Here is a 3353-nt window from a genome sequence, read left to right on the forward strand (position 1 = left end):
GAATCGTTTATTTATTTTTTTTTGCTGTGCTGCATTTTATTTTTACTCCCACTCCCTTTAGGCAGTTACCGCCCTTGGGCTATATTAGCTATGGGTTTATTAATTAGCGCTACTTTTTTAACTCATTTAGTTTATAGCGCTACCAATAACGAGCAATCGTTATACCCTCCTTTATATTCTTGGCCTGTATTTACTGCTTTGGGCTTGGTTGCTGCTGTGTGTGTTGTGCAAATGTACACGGTGAGCGCTGATCCTTTTCAAACTAAGCAAATGCTTTTAAAAACCAGCTTTATGATTTTGTTTTGTTGGTTGTTGTTTATTTACTGCAATAGCGCACAGCGTATTAAATATTTAATTTATGCAATTATAAGTGCAAGCGTGTTTCAGGCTTTATATGCCACTTATTTAAATTTATCGCCCGACTTGGTAAGCCCACTATTTGGTTATAAACATACCGAAAGAGCAATAGGTACTTTTACGTATTCTAACTTTTTAGCTAATTTTTTAGCGCTGTGTTTATGCTTAGGTATTGGTGTATTGGTAAGTGAGCTAAAGCGTACTCACGGTAATAGTAAGCAAACATTAAAACAAACCCTAAGGGCTTGGGCTGAGATTATTTTAAGCTCAAAAATAATTTTACGTATTTCGTTAATTATTATTATTGTGGCGTTAATTTTAACACGTAGCCGTATGGGTAACTCGGCATTTTTTATTGCGTTAATGGTGGTGAGCTTACTCGCGTTTTTTATTTACAGGCAAAAACCTAAAGCGTTTAAACTACTTATAGTTAGTTTTTTTATAATCGATTTAATTATTATTGGCGCTATATTTGATGTAGAAAAAGTTAAGCAGCGTATTAGCGAAACCAGTATTTCATCAGAAACCCGCGATGAAGTTGTACGCGATTCTATTCCGCTTATTTTAGATAAGCCTTTACTTGGTTCTGGCGGCGGTACGTTTTATACGGCGTTTCCTGCGTATCAGTCTGAGCCGTATTCTGGTTATTACGACAATGCCCATAACGATTACATTCAGTTTGCAGTAGAGCTGGGTATACCTACTACAGCCGCTCTGGGCTCACTCATACTTTATTGTTTATGGTTATGTATTGCTACTATGCGAAAGCGTAAAACAGCGTTGTTTCAGGGCGTTGCTTTTGGCTGTGCTATTGCAATTGTAGATATGCTGCTGCATTCGTTGGTGGATTATTCTTTACAAGCCGGTGCAAATTCAATGTTATTTATGACTATTTTATGTTTGGCAATATTAAGTAATAAGTTACCTGCCACCCCCCCTGTGTCAGGATAGTTGTCGCCTCTAACTTTTAATAGAGGCAGATAAAATGAGACGTCGATTTACACAAGAATTTAAAGTTCAAGCTGTTGAAAAAGCATTATCTCAATGTGATGATGTTCGCCTAGAAGATATTGCGCTTGATTTAGGCATCGGTTATTCAACCTTGCAACGATGGATCGCGCTTGCTAAAAACCATGAACTTGAAACTAAAAATAATGGTAGTCACATGACAACAGAAAAACGCCCTCATGACTGGAGCTTAGAAGAAAGGCTTAACGCCATTATTGAATGTGCGAGTTTAGATGAAGCAGCTCTTAATGAATATTGCCGTGCTAAGGGACTTTACCCGCATCATATTAAACAATGGAAGCAAGATTTTGCTAAAGGGCCTTCAACGAAGCCCGTAAAATCAGACAGTAAACAGCTCAAACAAGAAATTAAGCAGCTTCAAAAAGAGCTTAATCGTAAAGACAAAGCGTTAGCAGAAACAGCCGCCTTACTCGTACTCAAAAAAAAAGCAGATGCGCTTTGGGGTTTCAACGAGGACGATTAACCAGCTCAACTGAGCGTCATGAACTGATAAAGCTCATTACCGATGCGCAGAAATCAGGGGCAAGGCAAGAAAAAGCATGTGAGTTACTTGGTCTAACGGCAAGAACAATTCAACGCTGGATTGAAGCTGATGATATGACAGATAAGCGAACAAGTACGATAAAGCGACCACCTAACAGGCTAACTGAATTAGAACAACAGCGTATAATTAAGACTGTTAATTCAATAGAATATGGACATTTACCACCCAGTAAGATAGTCCCTAAACTATTGGATAAAGGTGTGTGGATAGCATCAGAAAGCTCGTTTTATCGCGTTATGAAATCACATAAATTATTAACACACAGAGAAAAAGTTAAACCAAATAAAAAGATAAAAAAGCCAAAAGCGCTCAAGGCAATACGTGTAAACGAAATTTATACATGGGATATCACGTATTTGCCAACAGCTGTTAAAGGTCAGTTTTTATACTTATATTTAGTGATGGATATTTATAGTCGAAAAATAGTTGGTTGGCAGGTTCATGACACACAACTAAGCACACTGGCGGCTGATTTAATGGTAGATATTTGCAGGCGAGAGCAGGTAAAGCCTGAGCAAGTCACGTTGCACTCGGATAATGGCAGTCCAATGAAAGGGGCAACGTTATTAGCGACATTGCAGGAGTTAGGTATTGTTCCTTCATTTAGCCGACCGTCTGTGAGTAATGATAATCCTTATTCTGAATCGCTATTTAAGACGTTAAAGTATCGCCCGGAATACCCTGAGAAAGCCTTTGAAAGCATGGGTAGCGCAAGAAAGTGGGTTAGCGGATTTGTTGATTGGTACAACGATGAGCACTTGCACAGCGGTATTAAATTTGTCACGCCAAACCAGCGTCATTTAGGATTAGATAAAGCGATACTAGCGAAACGTCATCAGATAAATGAAATGGCGAAATTACAGAATCCAATTCGTTGGTCAGGAAAGTCTCGAGATTGGACGATGATCAATGAAGTAAATTTAAATCCAGAGAAAAAAGAAGCAATGCGGGCGGCATAAAATTTAATTTGATGCGACAACTAACTTGAAAAACTCCGCACCTAAACGAAGTCGAAAAGAGCATAGCTAAATGCAAAGCTAAGTAATTACCTAATATAGTGATTAGAAGCTGCGTTTCTCACGCGAGGAAGTTCTGCTTCTACCGCCAAGGTTCAATTTACGGTTAACTTGTTGGCGTGACAAGCAAAGCCTGTAATAAGTAATTTATGCACTAAGAGGTTAAGAGGCGCTGCGCTTTTAGAGAAGAAAATACACACGAAACTGTATTCTGATTGGCATTATGTTTTCTCATTTACTCCTCTTTAGCTGGTTTTTAAATCAATTAAGCATTGCTTTGTAACAGCAGCCCCTGTAATAAGTGATTTTTTCACTAAGAGGGTATGAGGCGCTGCGCTTTTAGAGGAAGTAATAAAACAGAGACTATACCCTGATTGGCATTATGTCTTCTCATTTACTCCTCTTTT

Annotated in this window: 2 protein-coding genes; both read left to right on the top strand. The window is 38.4% G+C overall.

Translation table 11 applies throughout. The features are described 5' to 3' along the window. Positions 1 to 9 precede the first annotated feature (9 nt). Positions 10 to 1308, top strand: a complete 1299-nt coding sequence (locus P20652_RS19270) for an O-antigen ligase (protein WP_050548231.1) — start codon at positions 10 to 12, stop codon at positions 1306 to 1308. Between the two features lie 34 nt (positions 1309 to 1342). Further along, positions 1343 to 2889 (top strand): IS3 family transposase gene (locus P20652_RS00720; protein WP_086005533.1). Its coding sequence is split into 2 segments (ribosomal slippage): positions 1343 to 1802 and positions 1802 to 2889, totalling 1548 coding nucleotides; the frame shifts between segments, so codons are not numbered across the junction. Positions 2890 to 3353 lie beyond the last annotated feature (464 nt).

Origin of the sequence: Pseudoalteromonas sp. BSi20652 (assembly GCF_000239855.1) — a bacterium.
Taxonomy (GTDB): Bacteria; Pseudomonadota; Gammaproteobacteria; order Enterobacterales; family Alteromonadaceae; genus Pseudoalteromonas.